This is a genomic window from Terrabacter sp. C0L_2, from assembly GCF_036352015.1.
Classification (GTDB): domain Bacteria; phylum Actinomycetota; class Actinomycetes; order Actinomycetales; family Dermatophilaceae; genus Terrabacter; species Terrabacter tumescens.
This window is the reverse complement of sequence record NZ_CP143557.1, coordinates 4692666-4704818: the sequence shown is the minus strand read 5'-3', so window position 1 is coordinate 4704818 and position 12153 is coordinate 4692666. Positions and strand designations below refer to the sequence as shown.

Here is a 12153-nt window from a genome sequence, read left to right as displayed (position 1 = left end):
CGACATGGCCGTGGCGCGCGTGAGCCGGGCGGGAGCCTGCTCATCGGCCGGCCGGTCGAGGAGGTCCTCGTGGGGTGGCACGTCGAGCAGGGCTACCTGTGGTCCTACGTCCTGCTGACCCACCTGCTCGCACCGCTCGTCGTCGGCCTCACGCTGCGGCCGTGGCGACGGGCCGCTCAGAAGCCGCTCGGCGCGCGCGGGGTGTAGGGCGCCTCGAGCGCGGCGACCTCGTCGTCGGTCAGGTGCACGTCGAGCGCGGCGACGGCGTCCGCGAGGTGGTGCTCCTTCGTCGGCCCGACGACCGGGGCGCTGACGACGGGGTTGCGCAGCACCCACGCGAGGGCCACCTGCGCCATCGGGACGCCCCGGGCCCCGGCCACCTGCTCGACCGCGTCGGCCACCGGCTTGTCGCGGTCGCTGAACAGGGTCCGGCCGAACTCGTCGCTGCCGGTGCGCGTCGTCTCGGTGCCCCACGGACGGGCGAGACGACCCCGGGCCAGGGGACTCCACGGCATCGCGCCGACGCCCTGGTCCGCGAGGAGCCCGAACATCTCGCGCTCCTCCTCGCGCTGCATGAGGCTGTACTGGTCCTGCATGGAGACGAAGCGCGTCCAGCCGCCGAGGTCGGCGGCGTGCTGCATCGTCGCGAACTGCCACGCCCACATCGACGAGGCCCCGATGTAGCGCGCCTTGCCCGCCCGCACGACGTCGTGCAGCGCCTCCATCGTCTCCTCGACCGGTGTCTCAGGGTCGAAGCGGTGGATCTGGTAGAGGTCGACGTAGTCGGTGCCCAGGCGCGCCAGCGAGGCATCGATCTGCTCGAGGATCGCCTTGCGGGACAGGCCTGCTCCGCCCGGACCGTCATGCATCCGACCGTGCACCTTCGTCGCCAGCACGACGTCCTCGCGGCGCGTGTAGGCCTTGATCGCGCGGCCGACGATCTCCTCCGAGGAGCCTGCGCTGTAGACGTTGGCGGTGTCCCAGAAGGTGATGCCGAGCTCGACCGCCTGACGGAAGAGCGGCTCGCTCGCGGCCTCGTCGAGCGACCAGGCGTGGTTGCCGCGGCTGCTGTCGCCGAAGCTCATGCAGCCGAGCGCGATCCGGCTGACCTGCAGTCCCGACCGTCCGAGGCGGGTGTACTCCATGGTGGGTGTCCTTCCGGCTGCTGGCTTGTGGGTGCTGCAGCCCGCACCAGCAGGCCGAAGGCTCCATACCCGACGACGGGCGGACGGCTCTCGCGCACCCTCGACGGCGATGCGTAGGTTGGGGTCATGGCGACCACCCCGACACGCACGCTCCAGGACGGCACGACCCTGCCCGCCACCGGCTTCGGCACGTACCCGCTCACGGGCGAGGACGGCATACGCGCCATCGTGTCGGCGCTCGAGGCCGGCTACCGGCTGCTCGACACGGCCGTGAACTACGGCAACGAGCAGGAGGTCGGGGAGGCGATCCGGCGCTCCGGGGTGCCTCGCGAGGAGATCGTCGTGCAGACGAAGGTGCCCGGCCGGGACCACGCGTTCGACCAGGCCGTCGCGTCGGTCGAGGGCTCACTCGAGCGCCTCGGGCTCGAGCAGGTCGACGTCGCCCTCATCCACTGGCCCAACCCGAGCGTCGGGCTCTACGTCGACGCCTACCGCGCCCTGACCGAGTGCCGCGAGCGCGGGCTCGTGCGCTCCGTCGGCGTCAGCAACTTCACCGAGCAGCACCTCGCCGACGTCATCGAGGCGACCGGTGTGACGCCCGTGCTCAACCAGGTCGAGCTGCACCCGCTCTTCCCCCAGGAGCAGCTGCGCGCGGCCCACGAGCGGCTCGGCATCCTCACCGAGGCGTGGAGCCCGCTCGGCAAGCGCAACGCGCCCTTCGGCGCGGATCCCGTCGCCGCCGCGGCGCAGGCGCACGGCGTCACGCCCGCCCAGGCGATCCTTCGCTGGCACGTGCAGCTCGGCGCCGTGCCGCTGCCCAAGTCGTCCGACCCCGAGCGCCAGCGCGCCAACCTCGACGTCTTCGGCTTCGAGCTGAGCCCCGACGAGGTCGCCGCGATCAGCGCGCTCGGGCGCCCCGACGGGCGCCTCTTCGGCGGCGACCCCGACACCCACGAGGAGATGTGACGCGTCACGACAGGTGACTCGCGGCGTCGGATGAGTGGGCGGGCCGCTAGGCCAGGAAGCTGCGCACCGCCGCGAGCTGGTCGACCTCGAGCCGGAACCACGCCCAGCTGCCTCGGCGCTCGCGGGTGAGGATGCCGGCCTCGACGAGGGTCTTGAGGTGGTGGCTGACGGTCGGCTGCGACACCTGCACGGCGTCGGTCATGTCGCACACGCACGCCTCCGCGCCGGGGGAGGCGCTGATGATGCTGAGCAGCTGGAGGCGGACGGGGTCGGCGAGCGCCTTGAGCAGGGCCGCGCGCCGGTCGGCCTCGGCGCGGTCCAGGACCTCGACGGGAGTGCTGCCGCAGGCGGACACCTCCTGCGGGGTGGTGCTCAGCGTGGTGACACCCACGGTCCGTCCTCCGTCCAGCTGCATCGACGACAGTCCATATTGACACACGCCGATGCGGCTGCCAACGTTGAAGTATCGACCAGCGTCGATGCAGTTCGACATGAAGATGCCCGTCGCTCGAAGGACACCGGTGACCCACCCGACCAGCCCCTCCGTCACGTCGAGACCGTCCGTTCACGACCCGGTCGCCGCGAGGCTCTCGACACTCGACCGCTTCCTGCCGGTGTGGATCGGCCTCGCGATGCTGGCGGGCCTGCTCCTCGGCCGGCTGGTCCCCGGCCTCGGAGACGCGCTCTCGCGGGTCGAGGTCGACGGCGTCTCCCTGCCCATCGCCCTCGGGCTGCTCGTCATGATGTACCCGGTCCTCGCCAAGGTGCGCTACGACCGGCTCGACTCCGTGACCGGCGACAAGCGCCTGCTCGTGGGCTCGCTCGTGCTCAACTGGCTCATCGGGCCGGCGCTGATGTTCGCCCTCGCATGGATCTTCCTGCCCGACCTGCCGGCCTACCGCACCGGCCTCATCATCGTCGGACTGGCACGGTGCATCGCCATGGTCATCATCTGGAACGACCTCGCGTGCGGTGACCGCGAGGCCGCCGCGGTGCTCGTGGCGCTCAACTCCGTCTTCCAGGTCGTCGCGTTCGCCGGTCTCGGCTGGTTCTACCTCTCCGTCCTGCCCGGGTGGCTCGGCCTCGAGCAGACCGGCATCGACGCGTCCACGTGGGACATCGCGCGTTCCGTCCTCATCTTCCTCGGCATCCCGCTGCTGGCCGGGTTCCTGTCCCGTCGCGTGGGTGAGCGGACGCGTGGGCGCGACTGGTACGAGACGAAGTTCATCCCGAAGGTCGGTCCGTGGGCGCTCTACGGACTGCTCGTCACCATCGTCATCCTCTTCGCCCTGCAGGGTGAGGCCATCACGTCCCGGCCCCTCGACGTCGCCCGCATCGCCCTGCCGCTGCTCGTCTACTTCGCGGTGATGTGGGGTGGCGGGTTCGGGCTGGGTGCCGCGATCGGCCTCGGCTACGAGCGCACGACCACCCTCGCCTTCACGGCGGCCGGCAACAACTTCGAGCTCGCGATCGCCGTCGCGATCGCTACCTTCGGCGCGGCCTCCGGTCAGGCCCTGGCGGGCGTCGTCGGGCCCCTCATCGAGGTGCCCGCGCTCGTGGCCCTCGTCTACGTCAGCCTCGCGCTGCGCCGGCCCTTCCGGGCTGCCCAGGCCAGGCTCTGATGCCCGCCCTGCCCTTCCTCGACGACCTGCCGCGGTTCCTCTTCTTCACCGGCAAGGGTGGGGTCGGCAAGACATCCCTGGCCTGCGCCACCGCTGTGCAGCTCGCCGGGCAGGGCAGGCGGATCCTGCTGACGAGCACCGACCCCGCCTCGAACGTCGGGCAGGTCTTCGGGGTCACCGTCGGCAACACGATCACCCCGGTTCCGACCGTTCCCGGCCTCGACGCTTTGGAGATCGACCCGCAGCAGGCGGCCGACGCGTACCGCGCCACGATCATCGACCCGGTGCGCGACCTCCTGCCGGCGGACGAGGTCTCCGCGATGACCGAGCAGCTGTCCGGGGCGTGCACGACGGAGATCGCCTCCTTCAACGAGTTCACGTCGCTCCTGGCCGACGAGTCCGCGACAGCGGCCTACGACCACGTCCTGTTCGACACCGCACCCACGGGCCACACCGTGCGCCTGCTCCGGTTGCCGGGGGAGTGGACCTCCTACCTCTCCGACGGCAAGGGCGACGTGTCGTGCCTCGGGCCGGTGGCCGGCCTGGACCGGCTGCGCCACGACTACGCCGGCGCACTGGCCGCGCTGACCGACCCGACGCGCACCCGGCTGGTCCTCGTGACTCGCCCGCAGCCGTCCTCCCTGCGGGAGGCCGCCACCACGTATGGGGAGCTGCGCGACCTGGGCATGACGAACGCCCACCTCGTCGTCAACGGCCTCATGCCGGAGTATGCCGTCACCAGCACTCCCGTGGACGAGCTGGCCCACGCGGTCCGTTCGCGTGAGGAGGCCGCCCTCGCGGCCGTCCCGGCCGCCGTGGCTGCGCTGCCCCGGACCGTCCTGCCGCTGCTGCCCTTCAACACCGTGGGTGTGCCCGCCCTCCGGTCGCTGCTCGAGCCCGACGTGGCGTCACGCCAGACGCCCATCGCCGAGATCGCAACGCTGCCAACCGGTTTCACCGGTCTGCCTCAGCTGGTCGACGAGCTCGAGGCCGACGGGCCGGGGCTCGTCATGTGCATGGGGAAGGGCGGGGTCGGCAAGACGACGGTCGCGGCCGCGGTCGCCCTCGAGCTTGCCTCCCGAGGCCATGAGGTGCTGCTGACCACGACCGACCCGGCGGCGCACCTGGACGAGACGCTGCTGGCCGACGTCCCGCACCTCACCGTCGAGCGCATCGACCCCCGGGCGGCGATCGAGGGGTATCGCGAGCGGGTCATGGCAGGCAAGGGGAAGGACCTCGACGAGGCCGGCCGGGCCGTCCTCGCCGAGGACCTCAAGTCGCCCTGCACCGACGAGGTGGCCGTCTTCCAGCAGTTCTCCCACGTCGTCTTCAGGGCCCGCAAGCAGTTCGTCGTGCTCGACACGGCCCCCACCGGGCACACCCTGCTCCTGCTCGACGCCACCGGCTCCTACCACCGCGAGATCACCCGTCAGATGAGCGAGGGGGCCCACTTCGTCACCCCGCTCATGCGGCTGCAGGACCCAACCCGCACCAAGGTCCTCGTCGTCACCCTTCCCGAGACGACCCCCGTGCTCGAGGCGGAGGAGCTGCAGGACGACCTGGCCCGAGCCGGGATCACCCCCTGGGCGTGGGTCGTCAACGGCAGCCTCACCGCGGCTGCGCCCCGCTCGCCGTTCCTGCGGGCGCGCGCCCGCGCCGAGGCCGACGCCCTCGGGCAGATCTCGACGCTCTGCCGTCGCGTGGCCGTCCTGCCCCTGCTGGCTCACGAGCCCGTCGGGGTCGCAGCGCTGTCCGAGCTCACCCGCCCCGCCGCGAACCCATTCCTGCCCACGTCGAGGAGCCACCCATGACAGACCGAACCGACCAGCCCTCCGTCCTGTTCGTCTGCGTCCACAACGCCGGCCGCTCCCAGATGGCCGCCGCCTACCTCGCCCACCTCTCGGGTGGCGCCGTCGAGGTCCGCTCCGCAGGGTCGGCGCCCGCCGACCAGGTCAACCCGTCGGCCGTCGCCGCCATGGCCGAGGAGGGCATCGACATCACCGCAGAGACGCCCAAGATCCTCACCACCGACGCGGTCCGGGAGTCGGACGTCGTCATCACCATGGGCTGCGGCGACACCTGCCCGATCTTCCCGGGCAAGCGCTACGAGGACTGGGAGCTCGCGGACCCCGCCGGCAAGGGCGTCGAGGCCGTGCGCCCCATCCGCGACGAGATCCGGCAGCGGGTGCTCGGCCTGCTCGAGTCCCTCGACGTCACGCCCGTCGACGCCTGACCGGGACCCGGCGGGACCTGCCTGAAGAGGGCTGCCGGCCAGGGCTGGCGGTCTGGAGGCTGCCGGGTGGGGCCTTCCCGCGGGAGACTGACGCATGGCCACGTCCGCGTCGACCGACAGGCAGGGCATTCACGAGGAGCTCGAGAGGGTCCGGGTCGACTTCGCGCTGCTCGTGGCCGCTGCCGGGGCGGCGGACCTGCGTCGACGCAGCAACGGCACCCGCTGGACCAACGGTCAGCTGCTGTGGCACATGGCGTTCGGGTTCCTCGTGGTGCAGCGGCTGCTCCCGCTCGTGAGGATCTTCGGGCGACTGCCCGAGGGGTTCGGCAGAGCCTTCGCGGCGCTGCTCGACGCTGCCACCCGGCCGTTCCACCTCGTCAACTACGTCGGGTCCGTCGGCGGGGCGCTCGTCTTCCACGGTCCGCGGCTGACGCGCCGGCTGGACCGCACCATCGCTCGGCTGCACCGTCGGCTGGACGCCGAGTCGGACCGGGCTCTCGGTCGCGCCATGCACTTCCCGGTCGGCTGGGACCCTTTCTTCGAGCCCACGATGACGCTGGCCGAGGTGTACGTCTACGGCTGCCGGCACTACGACTTCCACCGCACCCAGCTGACGCTCCCGGGCTAGCCGACCGGCTCAGGTCCGGACCGGGGCCAGCAGGTCGGCCATCACCACGAGTGTCGAGGGCGCCAGCCGGTAGTAGACCCAGCTGCCCCGGCGCTCCGACTCCAGCAGTCCGGCCTCCCGCAGCTTCTTGAGGTGGTGCGAGACCGTGGGCTGCGAGACGCCGACGTCCTGGATGTCGCAGACGCAGGCCTCCCCGCCCTCGGACGACGCGACCTTGGAGAAGAGCCGCAGACGCACCGGGTCGCCCAGGGCCTTGAACATGGCGGCCACCCGCTCGGCATCCGCCTCGCCGATCGGCGCGCGAGCGAGCGGCGCGCAGCAGGGTGTCTCGGTGACGTCGAGGACGGGCAGCGGCTTTGACATATATCTATGTTGACATCTGTCTATGTCGGCCGCAAGATGGCTGTGTCGGCATCGACAACCATCGAAACAACGATCCGTTGTCGTCGCCGCTCCGCCGTAGACCGACCCGGAGGCAGTACCGTGACCCGCGCGACCCACGCAAGCACCGAAGCACCCACCGACGCGAGCACTGACTCTGCCGAGAGCGCGTCGCTCCAGCCCGTTGTGCCCGACCTGCCCCTGGGGACCGTCGCTGTCATCGGTGCCGGCCCGGTCGGTCTGGCCGCCGCGGCCCACCTGCTCGAGCGCGGGCTCGATCCCGTCGTGCTCGAGCGCGGGGAGCGGGCTGCCGCCTCCGTCAGGTCCTGGGGGCACGTGCGGCTCTTCTCCCGGTGGTCCGAGCTCATCGACCCGGCGGCTCGGCGGCTGCTCGCCGGTCGGGGCTGGACCGAGCCCGACCCGGCCCACTACCCGACCGGCCGCGAGTGGGTGGAGGACTACCTCCAGCCGCTGGCCGACGCCCTCGCCGACCACATCCGCTACGGCGCCACCGTGACCGGCGTGGCGCGCCAGGGGCGGGACCGCGTCGTCGACTCCGGTCGCGAGGAGCAGCCGTTCACGGTCCACGTGGGCCGCAGCGACGGCAGCACGGCTCGCCTGGTCGCCGAGGCCGTCGTCGACGCCTCCGGCACCTGGACGTGCCCGAACCCGCTCGGCAGCGACGGCTATCCGGCCGACGGCGAGCGCGAGCCCGCCGTCGCGGCACATCTGTCCCACCGCGTCCCGGACGTCGGTGAGGCACGCGACGTCACGCGCTTCGGCGGCCGGCGCACGGCTGTTGTCGGGTCAGGTCATTCGGCCCTGACCGCACTCGTCGCCCTCGCCACCCTCGCCCAGGAGGTGCCCGGCACCAAGGCCGTGTGGGTCCTGCGACGCGGGGGTGTCGGCAACGCATACGGCGGCGGTGACGCGGACCAGCTCCCGGCCCGTGGCGCCCTCGGACTCCGCGCCCGCGACGCCGTGTCGGCCGGACTCGTCGAGGTCGTCACCGGATTCCGCACCCAGGCCGTCGAGAGCGAGGACGTCGGCACGGTGGCGCTCGTGGCCGAGGACGGCCGACGTGTCGAGGGACTCGACGAGGTCATCGGCCTCACCGGCTTCCGCCCCGACCACTCGATCATGTCGGAGCTGCGGCTGCGCCTCGACGCCAGGCTCGAGGCGCCGGTCGGCCTGGCCCCGCTCATCGACCCCAACGTCCACTCCTGCGGCACCGTCTACCCGCACGGCGCGAGCGAGCTGGCCCACGACGAGCCGGGCGTCTACGTCGTCGGGATGAAGGCATACGGTCGCGCACCGACGTTCCTCGCGCTCACCGGCTACGAGCAGGTCCGCTCGGTGGCCGCCGCCCTGGCCGGCGACCTCGAGGCCGCCTCCCGCGTCGAGCTCACCCTCCCCGAGACCGGGGTCTGCGGAGGAGCAGGTCTCTTCGACGCCCCCGACGCCCCCGACGCCCCCGACGCCACGAAGGCCGACGCTGTCGGCCCGGCGGCCGGTGGCTGCTGCACGCCCGCGGTGCCGCAGCTGGTCCACCTCGGCGCGCCGTCAGGCGGCGGCGCGGCGTGCGGACCCGCCGGATGCTGACGCCGCTCTACTGCGACGAGCCGACCGCACCGGCCACGCGTTGACGACTCCGTGGCGCCACCGGGGGTCCCTGCCTCCCCGGCCGCCGTGGCCAGCATCCGGACGCGCCGAGCCGGAAGCGCCTGAAGACGCGCCGGGGTGACCGCTCGACGCTACGGTGAAATCGGGTCGAGCGGCCGGTCACCTCGGAGGCACCGCGGAGGACGGCGGTCGAGCGCTCGTCCCGGACGTGTCGCAGCCGTGCCCCTCCCGAAAGTGCACCGTGATGACCCTCGCAGCGTCGTTGTCCCGCACCAGCCGTCCGACGGCACCGGCTCACTCGCGCAGGAGACCGCCCGGGGTCGGCGGAGGGCGCTGACGACCGTGGACTCGGGGGCCGTCAGCACGACCGGAGATCGAGCCGACCGGACCGGTGAGGGGACCGGGGCTCGCCCGACAGGGGCCGGGCGCGCCGCGACCCGGCCGTCACCCAAGCACCGGGTGCCAGGGCTCACGGGACGCACGGTGCGCCGCAGCACGATCCCGGCGCCGGCGCCCCTGATCTCGGCCACCGACCGTGGTGCCGGGACGATGGTGCTCGTCGCCGGCTCCGTGGGCACCGGCAAGACGACCTTGCTCGCCGACTGGGCCAGCGAGCTGGAGCGGCGCGGCGACCTGATCGCCTGGGCCTCGCTCGACCGCGAGGACAACGACCCGCAGGTCATGGCCGAGACCCTCATCGGCGCCGTCCGGGCGGCTGTCCTCCCGACCGCGCCGTGGCTCGCGGACGAGCCTGAGCAGTCCGTCGTGGGAGCGGTCGGCCAGGCCCTCGTGACCCGGTTGCTCGAGATCGCAGCCAGCGCTGAGCTCCCCGTCTGGGTCGTCCTCGACGACCTGCACCTCGTGCGGGACCCGCGCTGCCTCGACCTCGTCGAGCTGCTGGTCCGATGGGCGCCGGCGCACCTGCACGTCGTCGTCGGGACCCGCTCCGACCCCGGGCTGCACCTGGCCCGGCTGCGCCTCGAGGAGCGGCTCGTCGAGGTGCGGGAGCACGACCTCCGGTTCTCCCTCGAGGACACCCGGGAGCTGCTCTCGCGGCACGACCTGCAGCTCGAGGACCATCAGGTGCGCCGCCTCCAGGGGCTCACCGAGGGCTGGGCCGCGGGTGTCGCGCTCGCCGCGGTGTCGCTCGCGCGGGGGCGGGACGTCGACGAGTTCCTGGGGCAGTTCGCGCGCAGCGACCGGGCCATGTCCGGCTACCTCGTCGAGGAGGTGCTCGCGAGCCTCGATGCGGCGACGCGCGACTTCCTGCTGTCCACCTCGGTCCTCGAGGACCTGACGGCCGACCTCGGTGCGGCCGTGACGGGTCGGGACGACGCCGGCGCGCTCCTCGACGCGCTCTCGGCCGACAACGCGATGGTGACCGTCGACCGGGTCGGCACGCCGACCTACCGCTACCACGTGCTCCTGCGCAGCTACCTCGGCGCGATGCTCGAGGCGGGTAGCGTCCGCGGGGCTCGCGAGGTCCACGCCCGCGCCGCCCAGTGGTACGCCGCCCACGACGTCCCCGGACAGGCACTGCGTCACGCGGAGGCCGCGGGCGACCTCGACCTCATGAGCGACGTCATCCATCAGCACGCGCTGCACCTCCTGCTCGACGGACGTGGCTCCGAGGTCGAGGCGGCCGTGCGCACCGTCCGCACCGATGACCCCGTCATGACGGCCGTCGCGGCGCTGGCCAGCCTCGACCTCTCCGACCCCGAGGCGGCACGTCGCCAGCTCGCGTCGCTCGTGACCCGACCCGGGTCCTGGTTCACCGAGCCCGAGCCAGACGATCTGACCGGCGTGCTCACCGACGACCTTGACGTCGACCCGTCGGCGCTGCCGCTCGAGCGGCTCCTGTCGGTCGCGCTGCGCTGGCTCGCCTTCGTGGGGAGGGACACTGTCGGACACCCCGACGGCGACGCGACGGACTCGGCCACGGACTCGGGCCCGAGGAGCGCCGATCGGCTCGCCAAAGGCCTTGCGGCGGAGCTGAACTCGACCTTCAGCACGTGGTCCGAGGGCCATCCCGTCCCTGACCGCGCAGCGCTGCGTGCGCTCGCCGACGACGTGCGCCCCGACGCCTTCTCGCGGGCGGACCGGCCCGGGCACGGGCTGGCGGTCGGTCGGCTGCCCCACGCCGAGGCCGACCTCATGCTGATCGACCAGCTGACGAGCGGCGACGTCCTCCTCGGCTCCGGACGCTTCGGCGAGGCGAGGGCGGCCTACGCGTCGGCGCTCTCGACGGCGCGGGCGGCCGGCCACCAGCTGCCGGCCCTGCAGGCGATGGTGGGTCTGGCCTCCGTGGCGGCTGCCCGTGAGGACCTCGCCGAGATGGCCACGTGGTCCGAGCGCGTGCTCGTCGAGTCCCAGGGCACGCCATGGGCCGGCTTGCCACGGCTGCTGCCTGCCCAGGTCCTTGCCGGATGGGCCGCCTTCAACGTGCTCGACGACGCGACCGCCCGCGGTCGCAACGAGGCCGCACTGGAGCTGCTGGGCGCGGTCCTGTCGATGATGCAGGAGCAGGCCCGGGGCGGCGCCGAGGCAGGTGCGCCCGCCGGCGAGATGTCGACGGCAGCGCGTGGGCTCGAGCAGCTGGCACGTCTGGCCCGCATGCTCGAGGCCAACCTCGACCTCGTCGAGAGAGCCGGCCAGCCGGGCGTGCGGCAGGACGTCGTGGACCGGGTCATGGTCGGTGCCCGCGCCGTGGCGGAGATCTCGATGACCTCCGTCCTCGCCGTGGGGGAGCTCGCGCGTGCCCACCGCATCGTCCTGCTCGCAGGCTTCCCGCGTCTCGCCCGCGAGGTCGAGCAGCTCTGCGAGGGGCTTCCCGGCGCGGCCGCCGAGGTCGCGGCGATGGCGGCGGTCCGTCACCTTCGCGCGGGAGAGGACTCCGCGGCCCGGGCGGCCGTGGCTCCCGTGCTGGCGTCCGGCGTGCCCACCGACCTGCCCACCGACCTGCCCACCGACCCGAGCCCGGGCCTGAAAGTGGATCCGGCCGCCGACTCGGCCCACCGTCCTGCCAAGGACTCCGTCAAGGGCCACGGCGACGCGGCGGCCGCGCTCCCCGTGAGGCCGCGCCTGCGGGTCGCGGTCACCGCGCACCTCGTCGCCGCGGTCGTGGCCCACCGCAACGCCCAGCCGACCGTCGCCCACGAGGAGCTCGTCGCGGCGCTGACCCTCGCGGCGCCCCAGCGCGCTTTGCGGATGGTCCTCGAGGTCGCGCCCGAGGTCGCCGACGTGCTCGCGGCCGGCGCTGGTCGCTTCGGAGAGCTGGAGCCGTTCGTCGGTGAGCTCAACGTGCAGGCCCGTGCTCTCGTGGACCTTCCCGCGGAGCCGTTGCTCGACGTCGCGCTGAGCGCGCGCGAGCTGAGCCTGCTCCGTGAGCTGCCGTCCCTGCTCACCGTGGCCGAGATCGCGCAGGCCCGGGCGGTCAGCCGCAACACGGTCAAGACCCAGCTCCGGTCGCTCTTCCAGAAGCTCGGGGTGGGCTCACGGCGGGACGCCGTGGCCGCCGCGCGGCGTCTGGGCCTGCTGTAGGGCGACGCTCACCCG

Annotated in this window: 11 protein-coding genes; 8 read left to right on the top strand and 3 right to left on the bottom strand. The window is 73.0% G+C overall.

Going from position 1 to position 12153, the window contains the following annotated elements; genetic code table 11:
• Positions 1 to 69 precede the first annotated feature (69 nt).
• Positions 70 to 207 (top strand): hypothetical protein, encoded by a 138-nt coding sequence (locus U5C87_RS21910; RefSeq protein WP_330474498.1) that lies wholly within the window; start codon positions 70 to 72, stop codon positions 205 to 207.
• Here U5C87_RS21910 and U5C87_RS21905 read toward each other — a convergent pair.
• On the bottom strand, positions 177 to 1145 hold the full coding sequence (locus tag U5C87_RS21905) for an aldo/keto reductase (RefSeq protein ID WP_330474497.1): 969 nt from the start codon (positions 1143 to 1145) through the stop codon (positions 177 to 179). The genes U5C87_RS21910 and U5C87_RS21905 overlap by 31 nt on opposite strands.
• 126 nt (positions 1146 to 1271) lie before the next feature.
• Here U5C87_RS21905 and U5C87_RS21900 point away from each other — a divergent pair, with 126 nt between their 5' ends.
• On the top strand, positions 1272 to 2111 hold the full coding sequence (locus tag U5C87_RS21900; protein WP_330474496.1) for an aldo/keto reductase: 840 nt from the start codon (positions 1272 to 1274) through the stop codon (positions 2109 to 2111).
• A gap of 46 nt (positions 2112 to 2157) precedes the next feature.
• Here U5C87_RS21900 and U5C87_RS21895 read toward each other — a convergent pair whose 3' ends face one another.
• Positions 2158 to 2502: an ArsR/SmtB family transcription factor gene (locus tag U5C87_RS21895; protein WP_330474495.1), complete on the bottom strand. Its 345-nt coding sequence runs from the start codon at positions 2500 to 2502 to the stop codon at positions 2158 to 2160.
• Between the two features lie 241 nt (positions 2503 to 2743).
• Between U5C87_RS21895 and arsB the strand changes: the two genes are divergently transcribed.
• From arsB to U5C87_RS21875, 4 genes are all read left to right on the top strand, one after another.
• The gene (gene arsB, locus U5C87_RS21890) at positions 2744 to 3733 is read left to right on the top strand and encodes an ACR3 family arsenite efflux transporter (protein ID WP_443082148.1); all 990 of its coding nucleotides are present in this window, start codon (positions 2744 to 2746) and stop codon (positions 3731 to 3733) included.
• Positions 3733 to 5544 carry an arsenical pump-driving ATPase gene (gene arsA / locus U5C87_RS21885; protein ID WP_330474494.1) on the top strand — a complete coding sequence of 604 codons (1812 nt, stop codon included), beginning with the start codon at positions 3733 to 3735 and terminating at the stop codon, positions 5542 to 5544. The genes arsB and arsA overlap by 1 nt, the downstream gene beginning before the upstream one ends.
• Complete coding sequence (locus tag U5C87_RS21880) at positions 5541 to 5966, top strand: arsenate reductase ArsC (protein WP_330474493.1); 426 nt, start codon at positions 5541 to 5543, stop codon at positions 5964 to 5966. The genes arsA and U5C87_RS21880 overlap by 4 nt, the downstream gene beginning before the upstream one ends.
• Before the next feature lie 94 nt (positions 5967 to 6060).
• On the top strand, positions 6061 to 6594 hold the full coding sequence (locus U5C87_RS21875; RefSeq protein WP_330474492.1) for a DinB family protein: 534 nt from the start codon (positions 6061 to 6063) through the stop codon (positions 6592 to 6594).
• A gap of 9 nt (positions 6595 to 6603) precedes the next feature.
• Here U5C87_RS21875 and U5C87_RS21870 read toward each other — a convergent pair whose 3' ends face one another.
• Positions 6604 to 6957 (bottom strand): ArsR/SmtB family transcription factor, encoded by a 354-nt coding sequence (locus tag U5C87_RS21870; protein ID WP_330474491.1) that lies wholly within the window; start codon positions 6955 to 6957, stop codon positions 6604 to 6606.
• A gap of 204 nt (positions 6958 to 7161) precedes the next feature.
• On the opposite strand from U5C87_RS21870, the gene U5C87_RS21865 reads away from it, so the two are divergent.
• Both U5C87_RS21865 and U5C87_RS21860 read left to right on the top strand, forming a co-directional pair.
• A complete protein-coding gene (locus U5C87_RS21865) occupies positions 7162 to 8577 on the top strand; it encodes an FAD-dependent oxidoreductase (protein WP_443082147.1) in 1416 nt (471 codons plus the stop codon).
• 504 nt (positions 8578 to 9081) lie between these two features.
• The gene (locus U5C87_RS21860; RefSeq protein ID WP_330474490.1) at positions 9082 to 12138 is read left to right on the top strand and encodes an AAA family ATPase; all 3057 of its coding nucleotides are present in this window, start codon (positions 9082 to 9084) and stop codon (positions 12136 to 12138) included.
• Positions 12139 to 12153 lie beyond the last annotated feature (15 nt).

Bases quoted from the DNA above. Each gene is read 5' to 3' on its own strand.
- arsB (WP_443082148.1), top strand. From the start codon at position 2,744: ATGCTGGCGGGCCTGCTCCTCGGCCGGCTGGTCCCCGGCCTCGGAGAC.
- arsA (WP_330474494.1), top strand. From the start codon at position 3,733: ATGCCCGCCCTGCCCTTCCTCGACGACCTGCCGCGGTTCCTCTTCTTC.
- U5C87_RS21900 (WP_330474496.1), top strand. From the start codon at position 1,272: ATGGCGACCACCCCGACACGCACGCTCCAGGACGGCACGACCCTGCCC.
- U5C87_RS21880 (WP_330474493.1), top strand. From the start codon at position 5,541: ATGACAGACCGAACCGACCAGCCCTCCGTCCTGTTCGTCTGCGTCCAC.
- U5C87_RS21870 (WP_330474491.1), bottom strand. From the start codon at position 6,957: ATGTCAAAGCCGCTGCCCGTCCTCGACGTCACCGAGACACCCTGCTGC.
- U5C87_RS21875 (WP_330474492.1), top strand. From the start codon at position 6,061: ATGGCCACGTCCGCGTCGACCGACAGGCAGGGCATTCACGAGGAGCTC.
- U5C87_RS21905 (WP_330474497.1), bottom strand. From the start codon at position 1,145: ATGGAGTACACCCGCCTCGGACGGTCGGGACTGCAGGTCAGCCGGATC.